We start from the raw sequence: 18,733 nt of genomic DNA, 5'->3' as shown, positions 1-18,733 counted from the left end.
TTTTTCAAGAATCGTCGCTTTGATCGAGCAGGCAGGGTGGAAACCTCGATTACTCGAATCCGAGACACTCCTTCTGCCAGTTCAAAAGCAAGCCCTCCGAGGTCTCTCCTCCGATCGCAAGAGCTTCAATAACGGCACGGGAAGCGATGAGAGAGGAATCGATATCCAACTCGGCCGCCTTCTTGTCACGCACCGCCAGCATCTCGTTGACCTTCTGCTCAAAGTCACTGTCGCGACGACGACGCAAACCCTTGATCCTGGTCGGATAGCTGCTGGCCTCGGCTTTCCCAGCTTCGCTGATCGCACTCTCGAGGCGCCGTCGGCGATCGGCACGGAAGTGCCCGGGAAACTCGACCCGATTTCCCGAGGCGAGGACACCGCTCCATTCGAGGATATTGCGGTTGGTTGCGACCATGAAAGAAGGCCTATCCCAGCTTTCCGCTTCCGCATCGCGCCAGTTCCAAAGTGCCCTCAGATAATGAAGACCCTTTCGGTCGAGACGGCCGGCTCCCTGCACCCTCCATGGCTCCTCCTTGGACTCATCACGATCTAGAACCTTCTGCCGCGCCGCATCGCAGCTTTCGACAAACCATTCATAGCGCCCCTTCTCTCTGAGTTCTGCGACGATCTTCTCACCCATCGGCAAAAGATATCGGACATCATTGAGGGCATACTCCGTCATCTTCGGCGACAATGGGCGTTTGCCCCAATCCGCCTTCTGCGAAGTCTTTGAGAGAACGACGCCGAAGTAATGCTCGACGAGATTCGCCAACCCAAACTTTCGGACGCCCAGCAAACGAGCCCCGATCTGGGTATCAAATACCAGCGGCGGAATTTCGTCGAATTCGCGACGAAGCATGGTCATGTCGTAGTCCGCGCCATGCATCCAGACCGTTGCCGTCTTGAGAAACTCACCGAGCGGGGCCATGTGCTCGAGAGCAAGCGGGTCGATGAGCACCGACGCTTCGCCCACTGCGAACTGAATCAAGCAAAGCGACTCCTTGTATCGATGAAGGCTATCCGCCTCGGTATCGATGGCACAAACCGTTCCCGGCGACAAGCCATTCAGCAAGCCAGCCAGGCCTTCCAGGGAATCGATCATCTCGCCACTTCCGTCACCCATCACACCCACAAAAAAACTCAGGACCCCATGGTGACAAAACTCCCAAACGACTGAGAGAAACGCATCAGGAATTGGCTCGGGCCGACCGTCTTTCGAACAATCGGCCCTGAACGCATCTGATTAATTGAACAAGACCGTTTCGATAATCTTTGGCAGGGCCGCGAAGCTAGCCGCATCTGCCGCCTGTCTCGTTCTGATCACGTAGGCAGCGTCATCATCCTGAGTGACCTCCCATACCGAATCATTTGTTCCAATGACCTTATAGCCGCCACCATTGGTGGAAACCTGGAATTGATACTTCGCAGCGCCGTAGGGCCGCTTGTTCATGGAGAATGAAACCAGGCCATCCGCATCGGTCGTAGCGACAGGAATGGCATACATGCTTGACGCATCATCGGGGTCACTACCCAGGGCATACTCCTCGATGTTGGTCTGACCGTCCTTGTCGAAATCGCCGGTTCCCCGGGTGGTACTATCGGGCTGACCGGTCGGGAAAGCCGAGATGCGGAAGCCCTGATAGGAGTCCACAAAGAGAATCTTGAAGCTGAACAGTCGGGTGGAACTGTCATAAGTAATGCCATTGGTTCCACGGAAGCGCTGGAAACGAAGGCGGAAATATGCCTGCTGACCGAAAACATTTTCGGGGGTTTCAGCATTCTCCAGCCCCGTCAAAAGCGGTGGCAAGAAGTAGCTCTGATCCAGCGGACTTGGAATGATCAGACTTGGAGCGGAAAGCTCACCTGCGAGAATCACTTCACCTGTGATCGGATCAACGATGTCCTCGCCACTCGGAGGGAAGAGAACCTCCTCCTCGTTTTCATCATAAATGCTGATCCGCATCACGTCGGTCGCGGTCGAGGTATTGGACACTTCGTTACCCGTCCAGACGATCTCCGTGGTGAGACGATGATCCATCAGGTAGTTCCCGTTTCCATCAAAGACACCGGAGGTGAAGCGGAATGGATCCGACTGAAGACGCTGAGCGAGATCCAAGCCTTCAGGGATCGGAGAGTAGGTCACAGGAAGAGCTACCGGAGCCACCGGATTACCCAGGCGAGGGAAGGTGAAAAGGTAGCTACCAAAGACAATCTCCTCATCCATCTGCTTCCGACCGGCAGGCCCCGGGGCGTAGTTCCGCGAGAACTCATACTGGCTGACATTGTACTGATAAACGGCAGAAGTCAGGATATTGAAGAAGATGATAGCGCCACGATCAACGAAGGGACCCAGTGGCCGCGGGAGCGGCGAAGGAGGTGCCGAGATCAACTGACAGAGGTCAGGACGGAAGGGCTCGACCAGGATCGCAGGGATGACCTGGGAAATCGAGTAGAAGCTCAGGTCATCACGAATTCCGTCACCATCGAAGTCACCATCGGCAATGAAACCGGTGGTACCAATCGGGCAACCGATATTCGGAGTGATGATGAAGGGCACCGGATGAGGACAGGAAGCAAGGATCGCGTTTCCATCACGGAATGAGACAAAGAGATCTCCTCCTCGAAACTCCACCATGACCTTACCGGTCTGCAGGTAATCACGTCCGGTGGAAAAGCCCATGATGACCTCTGACGAGGCTGGAATCGCAGATGCGACCATCGCCGTAGCGGCGATTACAAGGGTGGGTAGGTTTTTCATTGCGCCGAAAGTCGTCTCTCCTCCCCCAGCTGACAAGTGTTTTCTATGTCCCATAATGTTTGATTCGCTCAATTTCCCGGGAAAATCAGCGTAGCCCGCGAAGAAGCAGCTCCGTGTTGGATTTGGTTGCCGAAAGATTCTTCATCAGGGTCTCAATGGCCTCCCCTACCGGCATCTGGGCGAGCTGTCGGCGAATCTCGACCACTTTCTTGAACTCGTCAGGATGGTAGAGCCGATCATCATTCCGAGTGCCACTTTGAGGAATGTGAACTGCGGGGTAGATGCGCCGTTCCGCAAGCTCTCGATCCAGTCGGACCTCCATGTTCCCCGTACCCTTGAACTCCTCGAAAATCACATCATCCATGCGGCTTTCGGTCTCGATCAGCGCTGTGGCAAGGATCGTAAGACTTCCGCCTTCTTCGACGTTGCGAGCATTTCCGAAAAATTTCCGTGATTTCTGGAGCGCCGCTGGACTGACCCCACCACTCCCAATCGGCCCGCCCTGTGAAGCGGAATTGTGACCGCGCGCGAGGCGCGTCAGACTATCGAGAAGGAGCACCACATCGCGCTTCTGCTCGACGAGACGTCGCGCCCGCTCAATGACCAGATCCGCCACCTGAGCGTGGCGCTTGGCCGGCTCATCGAAAGTTGATGCAAAGACCGTCGCTCCAACCGTTTCCTCGAAATCCGTGACCTCCTCGGGGCGCTCGTCGAGCAACACGACAATCAATTCGACTTCCGGATGATTGGCCCGGATCGAGCGTGCGATCTGCTTCAACAAGATCGTTTTCCCTCCTCGCGGCGGCGCAACGATCAGGCCGCGTTGCCCCTTGCCAAGCGGAGCGATCAAATCAATCGCGCGTGGGCTGAGGAAATCCACCCCCTCGCCTTCAAGGATGATTCGATCGTCAGGAAAGAGCGGCGTCAGCTTGTCGAAATCCTTACCAGGATCGAAATCCGCCACCGGAATCCCTTCAACCTCCAGCACCTCGACGGCGCTTAAAAATTTGTCGCGCTCTCTCGGGTTGCGGACCTTGACCTTAACACGGTTCCCCGGGCGAATGCCGTGGTCGCGCAGCAGGTTTCCATTCAAGTGGAGGTCATCCGGGGCGGTCCGGAAACTCCGCGCAGGGTCTCGCAGCATCGCGTAATTTTCCTTCGCCTGCTCCACAATCCCCTCGCCCACCAGCACCGCACCCTCGCGGGCGTGAAAATTCAGCAACTCAAAAATCAGCTGAGCCTTGGTCGGCGCGATCGGCGTGCGACCCGGCATCGCTTCCGCCATCGCCTGAAGCTCGGCCAGAGGCTTCATGCGGAATTCATTGATGTCGATCACCGGAGCATCGATCGCTTCGGTAGGAGTGACGGCCGCATCTGCGGACTCGGTATCTGGGGTATCTTCGCTCATAATGGCGTGGAAATGGAGGAAGCGGGAAAGCTGCGATCTCAACTGATCACGCGGCCCTTCGTTCCAAAAAACAACATCTGCCCGCAGGATCTTTTCTTCTACCCGCATCTGGGCGGTGAGAATCGAACGGGCCAAGGCATCGTCGAAGCCGTTGCGTTTCTTGAGTCGCTCAAGCTGGGTGTTCCAACTTGTCGCCACCAAGAGATTGAGTTCCTGCCCGAAATCGAATCCGTTTTCGAACAGCAGCGGAACATCCGCAACAAACAACGGCGCGCGCAGTTTGCTCGCGGATTCCAACGATTCAAGACATTCCTCCCGAACCCGCGGGTGCAAAATGCTTTCCAGGCGTAATCGAGCATCGGAATCCCCAAAAACCATGCCTCGCAGTACCGCGCGATCGATCCCCCCGTCGCTCAGTCGACACGAGTCACCGAAGACTCCGATGACTTCCGTCTCAACCTTTCGATCTTCCGCAAGAAGACGTCGCACGCATCCATCGGAGTCAAAAATCACGAGCTCCGGACACAACTCCTTGAGGAGTCCACAAGCCGTCGACTTACCACTGGCAACTCCTCCGGTGAGACCAAACACCTGCATGGGAGAAACTCTAAGGATCAAATTTGTCTAGGCGAGCCGGATTCCTTGAGAAAAATCACCCTGCCACTGGAACACAAAAAGCGGGCGAAGGGAAAAACCCTTCGCCCGCTGGGAATTGTCAGAAACCGATCAGTTCGGAAGCGGAGGAAGCACGCTGGCTCCGAGGTCCACCGGTGGAGCCTCCTTCTTGATGTTTCGGCCGGTCGCATCAATGATGTTGGCGGTCACGAAGATGATCAGGTTGCTCTTGATCCGGTTCTCGGCACGGCTCTGGAAGAGGCGGCCGATGAACGGGATATCACCAAGAATCGGCACCTTGTCCTCAACGTTTTGCACGTCTTCACGCATCAGGCCACCCACGGCAACGGTGTAACCGTCGAAGATGGTCAGAGCGGTCGTCACGCTGCGCTTCGAGAAGACCGGCATTTCGATCCGGTTCTCCGTGATGGTCACCGTGGTCGGGTTGCCGAGCAAGTCGGTCGATGGCGACTGAATCGGGCTACCATAGTTGATGAAGCCTTCGAATTCGACGATCTCCGGAGCGAAGTTCAGGTCGATCACGAAGTTGTTGGCTCCGATGTTCGGCGCGATTTCAAGCGTCACACCCGTGTTCCGTGTCTCGAAAGAGGTCGGAGTTGCAGGAGTCACCGGGAAGCTCTGGGATCCACCACCGACGAGGCTCGTGCCACCGCCACCAAAGCCGCCACCGACGCTGTTAGGCAGTTCGGGGGGTTCGTATTCGGTTGGGTAGATAAACTCACGAATGATCTCGATCGTCGCCTTCTCACCCGAGCGGGCGGTCACGCTTGGAGCGGTCATCAGGTCGGAACCCTTCTTCTGGGAAAGGCCGCGCATGATGAGCTGGACCTGACCATCGGAGAACAGACCGGTGAGGGCCATGATGCCCGGAGCTGGACTTGCGGTTTGAGCGGTCCGGTTCGGGTTGTTGAGGATCGAGTTGATGCTGTTACGGGTGATCGCGCCGTCACCGGAGCGGAGACCGCCACCGATGATGTTCGAAACATCCGCACCGGGTGTGGCAGGAATACCCGGAATCGTCACGCCGTTGACGGGCGAGATGAAGTCCGAGTTGGTGCGGGACTGACCGCTACCAATCGTGCCACCGCTGGCGAACATGTTGTTGGCCGAGAGACCGAAGGGAGTGACGATCCAGTCGAAGCTGAGTTCATCGGAGTTCTCTTGCGAGACTTCCACGAACTTGGTCGAGATCTTCACCTGCTTCGGCGCGAGGTCCTGAATGCTGGAAACGATGGTTTCCACCATGTCGAGGTTGCTCGGCGTGTTGCGAACCATCAGCGTGCTGTTCGCGGCAAAGAACTGAGCGGAAGCATCTGGCGGGAATTTCACACCGTTGGACTTCAGGGCGTCCACGACGTTCATCTTGGCCTTGAGTGAGCTGCCACCACCGTCGCTAGGAGCGGCGAATGGATCGACTTCACCGCCGCCACCGCCGTCGCCAGCGCCTTCGCTGATGCGCTGAACAAAGTCAGGCGGCACGTTGAAGGTGCGGGTGAAGAGGTCTTCACCGGTCTCGGTTGCAGGCTTGATGGTGACCGCGAAATCATCGACCGACCAGCGCAAGCGGGTTGCTTCACAAATGTAGTTGAGGGCTTCAGCGAGCGGCACGTTGCGCAGGCGGAGCTCGTTGATGCGGGCAGTGCCCACATCGCCACCACCAGCATCAGCACCGAGACCATCGTCTGCAGCACCGCCAGCACGTGGCTTGCGGATCACGAAGTTGATACCCTTGAGGTCAGGATTCATCTCCCAGGTATCCAACTCGATCGAGCGGACACGGAGGTAATCGATCGCTTCTTCCACCGAAGTGTCTTCGAAGTCGATGATCGGGATAATGATGTTCTTAAGCTTCTGAAGAATCAGAGTGGCTCCAACCGAAGAGGTAGGCTGACTGGTGTTGTCGACCTGGATATTCGGATCATCCGGCGGCACGGCGAGTTCCCAAGCCTTGTCCACTTCCATCAGAAGTTCGGCACGGGCCTGATCGTAGGCGGCACGGTAGTAATCGGTCTTGGCAGCATTGACGCGCTCAAGTCCGCGGCGGGCAGCGGTGTTGTAAGGATCAAGGCGGATCACCTTGTCATACTCTTCCTTGGCCTGATCGAACTTGCCGAGATCGTAAGCACCCTGGGCCATGTAAAGTCCGCGACGAACGGCATCCACATTCTGAGTGTGATCGTAGGTCAGCGCAGGATTCGTGCGAATCGGATCATCGAGCCATTCCGACTTGGTTTTGGCAGCGATGTTGCCTGGATCAACTTCGAGAACGTTGTCCACCAGCTGGTGAGCTTCGTCATACTTTCCAACCCGGCGATACTGCTCGGCCAGTGCCACGGATGCATCACCCAGTGACTTCTTGAGGAAATCACGACGGTCTTGAAGAAGCGGCGCGTCAGGCAGAAGCTGGAGAGCCTCGTTATACTTGTCGTAAGCCTCCTTGTAATCGCCAGCGGCGTAGGCTTCACGAGCTTCGTCTCGAAGACGATCGGATTCGGCGACCTGATGCTGGCGACGGATCATTTCCTTCTGGGCAAGGCTGGAGTAGCCACCTGAGGAATATCCTTCACCAGCTTGGGCCACGGTCACGGCGACCGGCATCACAGCTGCGACCGCCAGAAGGCCGGCAACAGTGGTCCGATAGGAATGCGTTGGCGTTTTTTGCATGGTTGGAGACGGGTTTTGCCGATCAGACCGGCATTTGGAAAGCGTTTTCTTCAAAGCTGTCACAGAGTTTACTTAGTAGTTTATTTCATATCCGGGAGTCCGCCCTTCGGGATACTAACCGAGTGGGTTTGTCCATCCTTGTCCTTCCATTCGACCACGATGGCCTCAGGAGTGACTTCCTTGAGATAATAGTCCTTCTCCTTGGCCGTCGGAGGCAGGGCGAAGTTGGTGCGTTCCTCGACCTTGAACTCCTTGCCATCCAGCCCGAGGGCCTGAAGGTCGAGGACTGCGGTGCGATCGAATTGTTGGAAATCCTGGAACTGCGCTCTCGGGAGGCGGTTAGGAACTTCGTATTTCAGACCAAGCTTGTTAGGCTTCTGATCTTCGAACTGGGCATACTTGAGGGTCTCATCGATTTTGAGACGCTCGTTGCGCTCGGTGCGCTCCTCGAAGCCAGTGAACTTGAAGCGCCCCTTCATCGGATCTTCGCCGAAGAACAAGTCGCCTGGTTTGAGCCCCTTGTCGAAGGCGACCCGGTTCTTCGGACCCGCCTCTTCAGGCAATGCTCCCGTCTTCAATTTCGGAATCCAGACTCCTCCAGTTTCGAAACCGAATTCCACCCGCCATGGCTGAGACTCGTCCTTCACGAAGGAAAGCTTGGCCACCAGCGATGGATGAACGTTCTTATCGCTCGGGTCCGTGCCGGCATTGAATTCCTCGATGTTCGAGAACCCGTCGCCGTCGTCATCCCTTTGAGGGGAATCCGCGAACTGGGGCGAGACGTTGTATTTCAGCCACCAGACATTCGGAATCGGCGGATGTACGTCGGCGCTGGTGGGAAGGTCGACAGGATTGTTAGGATCTTCGCGCGAGGCAAAGAGCGGCACACCGGTGAAGAGATTCACTTCACGCTGACCACCTTCGAGCTTGTCGGAAGGAATGGTGCCAACATCCAGCACGCGATTGCTGGTGCGCGACGAGACCACTTCAGTCACCTTCATGGCATCTTTGATCTCGATATCCTCACCGTGCTGACCGCCCGGATTGGAACTGAAATCCTCGCTGACGGCGCTGGATTTGGACATGCCGAGGTAGACGAGCCCACCGGCTACCACCACGGCCACGCCGAGGAGGACTTTTTCGATATTTTTTGGAGCTTTTGACATTGGATGCAAAGGGTTCAGCCTTATGGAAGCGGCTTGGGATCTAGGAATTGGATAACGTCGATGCGAACGAAGACTTCGATCAACTCATCACCGAGCACTTGCTTGAGAATCTGCCCGCTATCGGATGGACCTGCATCCACCTCTTCGGCGACGACGGCTTCACCTTCGGCAGGCGCGTCGTCCGCGTCGCCTTCTTCATCCGGGAATTCGAAACCACCGGCGCCAAAGGGACTCGCCTCTTCAGCCGCCTCCTTGGGTACTTCAAAGCGGGCATCCTTGGCACTGGGAGCAGTGGCACGCTCGTTTTTGATGCGGATGGTCCGCACGACGTAGGCGAACTCGTCGGAATCATCGAGCGAACTCAGGAAGCTACGAAGTGACGACTCGCGACCGCTGAAGGTGATTTCAATGGGATGCTGACGGTAGGATTTGCCCTTCAGATCGACCTTCTTCCCCTGCTCTTCCGGCAGGAGTGGACGATGAATGTTGTGAACTTCCTTGATTCTGGCGTCGGCAAAATAGCCGAACAGGGTTTCGAAAGCCTTAAGCTGATAGAGAAGGAGTCCGGTATTCTTGGCGTTGACGGTCTCGCGGGTGTAGATCCCCAGGCCAAGGTGAGCATCTCCGGGCATTTCGGTGCCGCTCTTCTCGAACTTCTCGACGAGTTCCGCCCGAGCCTTGCGGAGCGCATCACCGAAGACGTCGACTCCCACGTTGGAGATCTTGGTCTCACGGTACTTATCGAAGGATTTCTGCATTTCTTCGACGGCTGTCTTATAGTCCGCGACCGCTTTTCCTTTGGCGCTGACGTTGGCGGAATCCGGATAAGCGGGTCCTCTTGTCAACCGGCTGATCTCGGAGACGGCGGAATCGTAGTCCTCCTTGGCGGTGGCGTATTTACCTGAACTTGAGATACCCCAGTAGGCCAGACCTCCGACAAGGACGGCGGTGGTGGCTCCCAGGATGATGGGGAAGCGATTTTCTTGAAAACTCATGTCAAAAAGTGGGTTTTATTCGAAGGGAACCTCGGTTGAGAGAGGCAGGATGATTTCGAAGGGGGCCGCGAATTGCTCGGCTGCCGGAGCCGCGTCGAGTTGCGGCACGAGTTGCTTGTCCTGAAGTGGAATCATTTTGCCGTCTTTCCTGACTCCAAAACGGTAGTGGCTACCACCCTGGGCATTCTCCTTCAGCTTGTTGAGTAAATCGTAAACGACGTTCGACTTGCGGGGATTGTCGCGCCAGAAGCCCTTGATCCGCACGGCGTTTGCCACGGACTTGGTTTGCTTGTTCGCGCCAGCCTTGAGGTTCTCAATGGATGAGTTACCGAAGGCAACTCGGGCGAAGTCCGACTTGACGATGGATTTCCCAGCGGCCTTTTCAGCCATTGGATTGTAGTCGGCGAGTGGTTCGAAATCGACGATCCAGACAGCGTCGCTTGCGAAGCTGGCCTTCAGTTCCTGCAGAGCATCGAGCCAGAAGGTCCTCTGATTTTCGATCTCCACATACTCGTTGGCGATACTGCGGAGCTGCTCTTCTTCCTTGCCGAAGCTCGCAAGCCTTGCAGCCGGAGCCTTGAGGCTTTCGGCAGCGCGCTCCATCTCTTCTTTTTCGTTCACTGCCTGACCGGCGGCACTCATTTGGAAGAACCCCCACCCTCCGGCGCCGAGCACGAGCAGTGCGGCGGCAGCAATCAGGAAAGGCTTCCGTTTTTCGGACTCACGGGCCTGTCCTACTTTCGAAGGAACCAGATCAATATTGAGCTTCGATTTTCCAATCCCCCGCAGACCGAGGCCAACGAGCTCGCCCATGGTGTGGGCTTCCTTGGAGAGACGATCGGTATCGACTCCCTTGCCGACATTGATGGCTGGCAGCGGGTTGAAGTAATCGACCGGCAGGCGAAGCTTTTCTTCGAAGAACTCCTTGGCGTAGGGAAGGTTCGCACCACCACCCGCGAGGAACACGTGCTTCGGCGCATTGCCGCCGTGCTGGCTGCGGTAGTAGTTCGTGGTGCGCGGGATCTCCGTCGCAAGACGGGTCATCGCATTGCGGATGCACATCGCCAACGCGGCGGTCGATTCATCGAGCGATTCGGTGTGCCCACCGCCAAGCGCCACCAGACCATTCTGGGTCTTGTGCGCTTCGGCTTCGGCAAAGGGCACATTGAATTCCTTGGCAATCGCAGCCGTCACCGTCGCACCACCTGTCGCAGCGCTGCGCGTGAAGAAGCGGTCTCCCTCGATGTAAAGCAGGTCGCTCGTCTTGGCGCCCACGTCGATGAGGAGCACCGGCTCGGTGACATTCGGGTAGGCGGCGCGGAACGAGTTGTAGAGAGCCATCGGGGCCACATCGACCTCGGCGGTGCCCAGTCCGGTGGCGTTCACCCCGTCATTCACGTCTTCGAGCGCATCACCCTTGATCGCCACGATGACGACTTCCTTCTCTCCATCGGCTTCGAGGATTTCGTAGTCCCAGACGACTTCTTCGAGTGGGAACGGAACGTGCTGCTGAGCTTCGAAAGTCACCAACTGCTCGATGTTGTCATCGTCGAGCGGCGGGAGTTTGACGAAACGAATGAAGACCGCCTGACCGGAAATGGTGTAGCGGACCTTGCCTTTGGCCTTGAGGCGCACGGCAAGTTCGGAAATTGCCTGGCGAATATGGCCGGCGCGGGAGCTTTCGGATGCCGGGTCAGCCAGAACGGCTTCGGCATCGTAGGCCTTGAGGACGAGACCGCCTGACTTCGATGGTTCGAAGACGGCCATGCTGATCCGCTGCGTACCAATGTTTAGGGCGATGGTGGACTGGTTGTCTGCCATGATAGATATTTGAAAAGTTGAGTGCTGGCTCAGCAGGGAAAATGGATGTTAGCGCTGTTCCTCGATTTCAGCGTAGCGATCCCACCACAGCATCGCGAAGGGAGTTTCCATCTTGTTGAGCAGCGGGAAGCGGTTCGATTGATTCGAGAGACTGCCGGATGTCACCCAGTCAGGATTTCCTTTCGAACTTTCCGCAGCCACGGCGCGACCATTGACAAGCACTTCGACCGCCACGCGATCAACCGAGGACTTGCCAGCCGTGTCGCTGCCGGTCACGCGCTTGAGCGTATTGGGCGAGAGATACACGCAGGTGAAGACCTCTTCATCGATCGGCACATTGATGTGATTGATGTCCTTGGTCAGGAGAATGAACCCCCTGCCGTCGGGATTCTTCAGGGCAACCGACCATTTGACGGTAATCTGATCGACGAATCCCGAGTCCTTTTGCTCCTGATTGTAGGCGGGCAATTTGATACCCGTCTCGAACTCGAGCCACTCCTTGGGCTTCCAGTTCTTGTTGCGACCGGTGTCGACTTGTGGCGACTGAATGCCGTCGAAAGCGATCTTTCCAACTTCGGCCTTACCCTGACCAAAAGCAGAACCTGAAAGCACCATGGTGGCGGCAGCAGCGACGGCTGCGCCCTTACGAAGCAGTGAAAGTGAGTTTTTCATACAAGTTGAGGTTTCATGAGAACTAGGGCTTCACCGCCCGCGTTGGCCAGAAGAAAGCCCGTAATCGAAACAGAAAAATCACCCATGTAATGACAATGGAAAGATCAAGCCCTGACCGGCGTGGTTGACAATCGCGCTCCGGGACGTCTTCGCTCACGCCGTGCCCCGCGTTCCTTTCGTCCTCCAGCCCGGAGTTCCGCTCGTTGTCGGAAGCTTCGGAGATTCCAAAAGCCTCGCCTCAATTCCCCTCGATCTGGTCCACAGTTCCTGCGATCTGGTTGAAATCCGTCTCGACCTATTAGATTCTGAATCAATCAGTTCGGAGGACAGGCCGTGGCATCGCTTCGCGGGCATGCCGTTGCTCTTCACCGCCCGCCGGGCCAGTGAGGGAGGCGCCGGCGAGCTCGATGCCGAGGCCCGCATGGCGATGATCCGCTCGGTCATCGAGGACGCGTCGCTCGTCGATATCGAGGTCGCTTCCATTTCCGAGATGCAGCCAGTCATCGATGACTTAAAAAAAGCAGGCGTTCCGTGGATCGGCTCGTTCCACGACTTTTTCCAAGTCCCCGCGACGGACCTTCTCTCCGCCAAGCGCATGGCCGCCCGGAATGCCGGAGCCGCCGCCTTCAAGGCCGCCGTCGAACTCGGCTGGGAAATGGATCAGCTCGCTCCCCTCGCCCGCTTTGTTCAGAAATCGAGCGATTATCCGGTCTCCCTGATGGGGATGGGCCCGCTGGCACCGGTGTCACGCGTGCTTTTCGCCCAGCTCGGCTCGGTCCTGAACTACGGCTACCTCGGCGACACCCCAACCGCCCCCGGTCAATGGAGCGCCAAGCAGCTCAAGGAAGCCATCGAGGGCAGCCGCAAAGCCTGAGACCCTCAGGAAACGATGTCCCTCGGCGCGTCGGGAAGCGCATCAAGAAACACCCGACCGTATCGTTTGGTCAGCACCCGGTTGTCTAACAGGCAGACCAGTCCCTCATCTTTCGCCGTGCGGATCAGTCGGCCGACTCCCTGCCTGAGCTTCAAAATTGCCTCGGGCACGGAGTAGTCCATGAACGGATTTCCGCCTTCCGCTTCGATCGCCTCCAGACGTGACTGAGTCAATGGATGGTCCGGCACCGCGAAGGGCAAACGCGTGACCACCACATTCGATAGCGCCTCACCCGGCACATCGACGCCGGTCCAGAAGCTGTCCGTTCCAAAAATCACGCTGTGCACATCGCGTCGGAATTCTTCGATCATGCGGTGACGCGGCATCCCATCGCCCTGCATCAGCAAGCGCCAACCGCGCCGCTCGAATTTGTCGCGCAGCTCACTCGCCGCATCCCGCATCATCTTGTAACTCGTAAACAGAACAAAAGCGCGACCCTCGCTCATCTTCACCGCTTCTCCAATCGCCCTGATCATCGCCTTGCCATACTCGGGCGAGTTCGGCTCCGGCATGCTTTTCCAAAGCTTGATGCGCATCTGGCTCTGGTAATCAAAGGGGCTTCCGATCGACCGGGCCTCGACTTCCTCCGCGCCCACGCGGCTACGAAACCATCCGAGCGACGGATCCCCCACTCCGAGGGTGGCACTCGCCATGATGCAGGTTTTCCCCTTCCCAAACAGCAGCGGACGCAGTTTGTCCGCCACCCGCACCGGCGCCGCGTGCAGGGAAATATACGTCTCGTCCCGCCCTCCCCGTTCCACCCAGTGAACGCAGTCCTCATCACTCTGATCGAGAAACGCCGCAATTCCTCCGTGCGCCTCGCGAAGCTTCCGCGAAGCATCCTGAAGCTCCAGGCGACTCGGTTCATGCTCCTGCTCGGCAGCCACCGCATCGATCTCCTGCCAAAGCCGGCGCAGCGGTTCCGCCGCCCTGTTAGATATCACATCCGGCTCCCGCACGCGCCACTCCTTCGACCAATCGCCGAACTTCGCGACCTTGCCCATCTCATCGAAAAACTCCTCTGCCGCCATCCGAGCCTCCTCCACCGCGCGCAGCATCGATGCCTTGCCGTAGCTCTTGAGGATGCCTTTTCTACGACGTCCATCGTACAAGCGCTGCAGGTCGAACCGCAAGCCCGCCTGACTGACCCGCAGACCGAGCTGGACCGCCGCCACTTGCTCGACCGTGTGGGCTTCGTCGAGCACCGCGAAGTCATTTGGAAAAAGGAAGCCGCTCGGCTTCTCCTCGTCCGACCACTCACCGGTATCGAGCAGGGCGAAGAAAAGCGTGTGGTTCACCACCAGCATCTTGGCTTCCGCCGCCGCCTTGCGCGCTTCCTGGAAAAAGCAATTCCCCCGCGGCCCACAATACCGTGCCGTGCAGATGTGCGGCTCCGAGCAAACCTGCAACCACACCTTTCGCGATGGCTGAAACTCCAAATCGCTCAGTGTCCCGTCGCGCGTCCCTTCCGCCCAGCGGCGGATCTCGTTGAGCTCCTCGTTCTCGCTCGAAGAAAACAGGTCGCCGGTCTGCTCAAATGCCCGTTTCAGCCGACTGGGGCAAAGATAGTTCTGCCGACCCTTCAGCAAAATCGCTGGAAAATCCTCACCGAGCAGCTTGCGCACAATCGGGATGTCCTTGCGGATCAGTTGCTCCTGAAGATTGATCGTATGGGTCGAAACAATCGCTTTGCGACCACTTTCCAGCGCGTAGCGCGCAGCCGGAAGCAGGTAAGCCAGCGACTTGCCGACTCCCGTGCCGGCCTCAGCGACCAGCGAGCGACGCTCTGTCAGCGCTTTCGCCACCGCCATGGCCATTTCCTGCTGCTGAGGTCGGAACTCAAAATCGCTCGACTTCGCCATCACTCCCTTCGGAGAAAAGGCACGGGCGATCTCCTCAACGAACTGATCCGTCTCCGCGTGTCCTTCCCCCAAACCGATCATGCGGCCCCATTTCGCTCCCAAGCCGCGCACTTTCCAATCCTGAAATGAAAAATCGGATCGATCCTCGTCCAAGTACGCGCTTCCCATCTTCCACATTCCCGCCATCCTCCCCCGCGTTGAAGCCATGCGGCGATTTCTGATTCCCATCCTCCTCCTACTCGTCGGCCTTGCCCTCGCGGCGAAACTTGTGCCTGCCGAGCAAGCAGCTGTCGCGGCGCGTCTCAAGGACTTTCCCGACGCCGATACCGCTGCCCACCAGTTCCGGCCGGTGGTCGTCACGATTCTCTGCCTCATCCCCGCCATCGCCGGCCTGTTCTACGCCCTCGGCAGCATCCTCGCGCGCTACGTCGCCCGCCAGTTTCTCTCGATCCTTGCCATCGGGTTCTTCGCCCTGGCGACGCTCTGGCTGCTGATGGACTTCCAGGACAACCTTGACGAGCTCAAGGACAGCCAGAGTGTCATCAACACCGCCGCCCGACTTTACGCCGCCCGCTTCCCGGAAATCGTTGTCACGCTTCTTCCCTACGCCCTTCTGCTGTCCCTGCTATTCAGTCTGGGACGTCTCTCATCATCGCGGGAAATCGTCGCCATGACCCAGACCGGGCGCGGCATCGGCCGTCTCACCACCCCCTTCTTCATAACCGGTCTGCTTTGCGCCGTCCTTTGCGCCGGTCTCAACTACCAGTGGGCACCCCGCGCGAACGCCGCGGAAAAAATCATCCTCGATACCGCCCGTGGCTTTGACGAAGTGGCCGCCGAAGTCGTCAAATTCCGCAATCCCCGTGCCCGCCGGCTGTGGATGGTGGGCTCTTTCCCTCCTGATTTCCAACGCGGTGCCCCGCTCAAACAAGTCCGGGTCGTCCTCGAGAACGAAGACGCCACCCTCAAGAGCATCCTTGTGGCCGATCGTGCCTCATGGGATTCAAATAGCGGACAGTGGTCATTTTATGGGGCGACCCTGCGGAAGATGAGCCCCGGCGAACCGCCCGAGTATGTGCAGGATCTCCCCGAGCCCTACGTCGTCAGAACCTGGCGAGAAACGCCCGCGGAAATCATCCAGCCCGGACTCCCCGCTAATCAGCTCGGCATCCCCGGTCTGATCAGTTGGCTCAAGGGCCATCCGGCAGGCTCGCAGGAAAAACGTCAGACCTACCTTACCCAGTGGCACCACCGTTGGGCTCAGCCCTTCAACTGCCTTGTCGTCGTCATGCTCGCCACGCCGCTCGGCGTCGTCTTCTCGCGGCGCGGCACCACGGGCGGTATTGCCGTCACCGTCTTTCTTTGCGTGGGCATGCTTTTCTTTACCACCATCTGCCTCAGCCTTGGGGATGCTTCCTACCTGCCGCCCATGCTCGCTGCCTGGCTCCCCAATCTGGCATTCGGCGCCCTCGCCCTGTTCCTCTTCCAACGCCGTCTTTCCGGCCGCCCGATCTATCAGACGATCCGACGCCTGACCGCAGACGCCCCCTGATGACGCCCGATTTCCTCATCCAATTTCCAGAATTTTCATCAAATGGCCTTCGCTGACACCTGGCACATCCGATCACGAGCCCGCCAATGCGCGGCTTCCGAACAACCCTTTACCGAGGGTGAAAAAATCATCACCGCCCTCTTCCCCGATCCGGAACCAGGCTCGAGCGGCTACTTGCGCAAAGACTTCAAGACCGATGTCTGGGACGCACGAAGCGACGAGGAAGAGAAGCCATTCTCCTTCTGGCGCAGCACCTTCGTCCCGCCGGAGTCCACCGAAAAAGAGGACCCGATGAAGAAGGAGGATCCGGAAACCCTGCTCCGCCGGCTCATCGACGAAGACGAGGACCACACCGAAAACGTCCGCTACATTCTCGCCGTCATGCTCGAGCGCAAAAAGCTGCTCCGTGAAACCGACTCCCAGCGCACCCCCTCCGGCATCCTCCGCATCTACGAACATCGCAAGGAAGGCGACGTCTTCATCGTCCGCGACCCCGACATCCCCCTCGATCAGATTGAAACCGTGCAGGAAGAAGTCTTCGCCCTGCTGGAAAGTGGCGGGCGTCTCCCAGAGGCCGAAGCTGAAGAAAATCCTGAATCCGGGGACTCAGAGGAACCGTCCGAATCAGAAGAAAGCCACGCAAGCGAGCCATCTAACAGTGACGCCCCTGAAGCCGACGAAGCCGACGAAGCCGACGAAGCCGACGAAGCCGACGAAGCCGACGAAGCCGACGAAGCGAACCGAGGGTAGGAAGCTTCAACTGCTGACAGCCCGCTCATCCTTCGGGCTTTGGGATACAGGATTCAGGGATTAGGGGTCGGAAAGGCAGCATGCGACAAGCCTGCTGGGAGTAGGTTGTCCGTAGACAGATGCGCCACTCCCTCAGCCAAGTACAGGAGCGTCCACGCCTCCCGCGCGAGGACGAAAACCTTCCCGCTTTCCCATTACCGAAAGACTTCGCAAATCTGGACGCTCGCTCCCCAACCCCTGAATCCTGACCCCAAAAGCCTGTCGCGCCCTCGACTTCCAACGCCCCCCTCAGCGCGCCATCTACGAACCTTGTTGAAGTAAGGGAGCGTCCACGCCTCCCGCGCGAGGACGAAAACCTTCCCGCTTTCCCACTACCGAAAGACTTCGCAAATCTGGACGCTCGCTCCCCGACTCCTGAATCCTGACCCCAAAAGCCTGTCGCGCCCTCGACTTCCAACGCCCCCCTCAGCGCGCCATCTTACAAACCTTGTCGAAGTGCTTCTTGGCCACCGGGGTGATCGAAAGCCGCGAACCCCGCTGGGTCACCAGCATTCCCTCAAGTGCCTTCTCTGCCTTCAGGTCGTTGAGGCTCACCATTTGCGGAAACTTCTCCACGAAGTTGAAATCCACCATCACCCAGCGAGGGTCGTCCGGATTTGACTTCGGATCGTAGTAATCTGACTTCTCATCGAACTGCAGGTCATCCGGATACGGCGCACTCGCCACTTCCGCGATTCCCACCACGCCCGGCGGCTTCGCATTGGAGTGATAAAAAAGCGCCAGATCCCCGATCTCCATGTCATCGCGCATGAAGTTTCGCGCCTGATAGTTCCGGATTCCATTCCAAGGCTCACGCTTCGCCTTCTTCAGATCATCGATCCCAAACACGTCCGGCTCTGATTTGATCAACCAATAGTTCACGCCCCGAACCTAACGACTTCCGCCCCCCGGTCAATCAAGCCTCCATCAATCGGAGGCCTCTGGCCGGAGGGTTGAAGCGACGCCCTCGGGCCGCCCGCTCTTTTCGAAAAGTGACGATCTGCACGTTTCGCCCACTCCCAGCATGCGCGATGCAATTCGATCGATCACCTACGCGTCGACACAAAACGCTAATCCCCTGATCATCAACACCCCACATCCCCCTCCGAACATGGCACTCCTCCTGATTAAGGGGCATCGGTTCAGCAACTTTCGAAACAACCCAATCAACCATCACAAGCCATGAACAAACTCGAAATCAAAGGAAACTGGAACATCGTCAAAGGAAAGCTCAAGCAGCAGTGGGGTGAGCTCACCGATGACGACCTCGACTACGTGGAAGGTCAGGAAGAAGAACTCCTCGGTCGAATCCAGAAACGCACCGGCCAGTCGCGCGAAGCCGTGGAAAAAGCCTTTAAAGATTCCTGCCACTGATTTTCCTGGATCGCCATAACAACCACGAGGCGCGCCATCTTCCGGGATGGCGCGCCTCACTTAATTCTTGGCGAAGCGAGAAACTTAGCGATTCATTCATTG

General features: G+C 57.8%; 14 protein-coding genes. 4 read left to right on the top strand and 10 right to left on the bottom strand.

What is annotated here, in order from left to right; all coding sequences use genetic code 11:
• Nucleotides 1-49: 49 nt before the first annotated feature.
• The 8 genes from ACFQY0_RS04990 to ACFQY0_RS04955 form a co-directional block, all read right to left on the bottom strand.
• On the bottom strand, nucleotides 50-1,123 hold the full coding sequence (locus ACFQY0_RS04990; RefSeq protein ID WP_379709831.1) for a ribonuclease D: 1,074 nt from the start codon (nucleotides 1,121-1,123) through the stop codon (nucleotides 50-52).
• Nucleotides 1,124-1,243: 120 nt separating this feature from the next.
• A complete protein-coding gene (locus ACFQY0_RS04985) occupies nucleotides 1,244-2,758 on the bottom strand; it encodes a hypothetical protein (RefSeq protein ID WP_379709829.1) in 1,515 nt (504 codons plus the stop codon).
• Between the two features lie 85 nt (nucleotides 2,759-2,843).
• Nucleotides 2,844-4,763 carry a transcription termination factor Rho gene (gene rho, locus ACFQY0_RS04980; protein WP_379709826.1) on the bottom strand — a complete coding sequence of 640 codons (1,920 nt, stop codon included), beginning with the start codon at nucleotides 4,761-4,763 and terminating at the stop codon, nucleotides 2,844-2,846.
• A 129-nt stretch (nucleotides 4,764-4,892) separates the two neighbouring features.
• Nucleotides 4,893-7,466, bottom strand: a complete 2,574-nt coding sequence (locus tag ACFQY0_RS04975) for an Amuc_1098 family type IV pilus outer membrane protein (protein ID WP_379709824.1) — start codon at nucleotides 7,464-7,466, stop codon at nucleotides 4,893-4,895.
• A gap of 80 nt (nucleotides 7,467-7,546) precedes the next feature.
• Nucleotides 7,547-8,632 (bottom strand): Amuc_1099 family pilus-like system protein, encoded by a 1,086-nt coding sequence (locus ACFQY0_RS04970; RefSeq protein WP_379709821.1) that lies wholly within the window; start codon nucleotides 8,630-8,632, stop codon nucleotides 7,547-7,549.
• A 20-nt stretch (nucleotides 8,633-8,652) separates the two neighbouring features.
• On the bottom strand, nucleotides 8,653-9,627 hold the full coding sequence (locus tag ACFQY0_RS04965; RefSeq protein ID WP_379709819.1) for an Amuc_1100 family pilus-like protein: 975 nt from the start codon (nucleotides 9,625-9,627) through the stop codon (nucleotides 8,653-8,655).
• A gap of 15 nt (nucleotides 9,628-9,642) precedes the next feature.
• Entirely contained in the window at nucleotides 9,643-11,448 is a 1,806-nt protein-coding gene (gene mul2B / locus ACFQY0_RS04960) for an Amuc_1101 family PilM-like pilus complex protein (RefSeq protein WP_379709816.1), read from the bottom strand.
• Nucleotides 11,449-11,496: 48 nt separating this feature from the next.
• A complete protein-coding gene (locus ACFQY0_RS04955) occupies nucleotides 11,497-12,120 on the bottom strand; it encodes an Amuc_1102 family pilus-like protein (protein ID WP_379709813.1) in 624 nt (207 codons plus the stop codon).
• A gap of 160 nt (nucleotides 12,121-12,280) precedes the next feature.
• On the opposite strand from ACFQY0_RS04955, the gene ACFQY0_RS04950 reads away from it, so the two are divergent.
• Complete coding sequence (locus ACFQY0_RS04950; protein ID WP_379709811.1) at nucleotides 12,281-12,994, top strand: type I 3-dehydroquinate dehydratase; 714 nt, start codon at nucleotides 12,281-12,283, stop codon at nucleotides 12,992-12,994.
• Nucleotides 12,995-12,999: 5 nt separating this feature from the next.
• Here ACFQY0_RS04950 and ACFQY0_RS04945 read toward each other — a convergent pair whose 3' ends face one another.
• Complete coding sequence (locus ACFQY0_RS04945; protein WP_379709809.1) at nucleotides 13,000-15,027, bottom strand: ATP-dependent DNA helicase; 2,028 nt, start codon at nucleotides 15,025-15,027, stop codon at nucleotides 13,000-13,002.
• Nucleotides 15,028-15,121: 94 nt separating this feature from the next.
• Between ACFQY0_RS04945 and ACFQY0_RS04940 the strand changes: the two genes are divergently transcribed.
• Complete coding sequence (locus tag ACFQY0_RS04940) at nucleotides 15,122-16,468, top strand: LptF/LptG family permease (protein WP_379709807.1); 1,347 nt, start codon at nucleotides 15,122-15,124, stop codon at nucleotides 16,466-16,468.
• A 42-nt stretch (nucleotides 16,469-16,510) separates the two neighbouring features.
• Nucleotides 16,511-17,218 (top strand): hypothetical protein, encoded by a 708-nt coding sequence (locus ACFQY0_RS04935; protein ID WP_379709805.1) that lies wholly within the window; start codon nucleotides 16,511-16,513, stop codon nucleotides 17,216-17,218.
• A gap of 465 nt (nucleotides 17,219-17,683) precedes the next feature.
• On the opposite strand, the gene ACFQY0_RS04930 is transcribed toward ACFQY0_RS04935, so the two are convergent.
• Nucleotides 17,684-18,139 carry an EVE domain-containing protein gene (locus ACFQY0_RS04930; protein ID WP_379709802.1) on the bottom strand — a complete coding sequence of 152 codons (456 nt, stop codon included), beginning with the start codon at nucleotides 18,137-18,139 and terminating at the stop codon, nucleotides 17,684-17,686.
• A gap of 300 nt (nucleotides 18,140-18,439) precedes the next feature.
• Between ACFQY0_RS04930 and ACFQY0_RS04925 the strand changes: the two genes are divergently transcribed.
• The gene (locus tag ACFQY0_RS04925; RefSeq protein ID WP_379709800.1) at nucleotides 18,440-18,631 is read left to right on the top strand and encodes a CsbD family protein; all 192 of its coding nucleotides are present in this window, start codon (nucleotides 18,440-18,442) and stop codon (nucleotides 18,629-18,631) included.
• Nucleotides 18,632-18,733: the final 102 nt, after the last annotated feature.

The sequence above is a fragment of the Haloferula chungangensis genome (assembly GCF_042664875.1).
Classification (GTDB): Bacteria; Verrucomicrobiota; Verrucomicrobiia; order Verrucomicrobiales; family Akkermansiaceae; genus Haloferula; species Haloferula chungangensis.
The sequence above is the reverse complement of the archived record's forward strand: the minus strand, read 5'-3'. Positions and strand labels throughout refer to the sequence as shown.